Genomic DNA, 284 nt, shown 5'->3' on the forward strand with positions numbered 1-284 from the left:
CTTCCCTTACAGACCGACCACCCACTGGCCGTCGTTGATATGCAGGTCCATGCCAGCCTTCAGCATTTTCAACTGTCGGTTGAAACCGAGATTGCTGTCGGTGTTGTATTCCTTGTCCCGGTAGGCGTAATTGATCCGAGAGACCAACCGGTAGCGGCTGCCGATATCCAGCGTGTAGAGCAAATCCAAGCTATACGTCCAGGTCGGCGCGCGCGGCGGTTCCAGGTTCTTGTCTTTACGGTCCACCGCGCCATCGCGGTTCAGGTCGAATTTCACCTCGGCAT

At 56.3% G+C, this 284-nt stretch carries 1 protein-coding gene; it reads right to left on the reverse strand.

The window, feature by feature from the left end:
* Positions 1-6: 6 nt before the first annotated feature.
* A partial coding sequence (locus OXG98_06130; protein MCY3771579.1) for a TonB-dependent receptor occupies positions 7-284 on the reverse strand: 278 nt, incomplete at its 5' end.

The sequence above is a fragment of the Gemmatimonadota bacterium genome (genome assembly GCA_026706345.1).
Taxonomy (GTDB): domain Bacteria; phylum JAAXHH01; class JAAXHH01; order JAAXHH01; family JAAXHH01; genus JAAXHH01.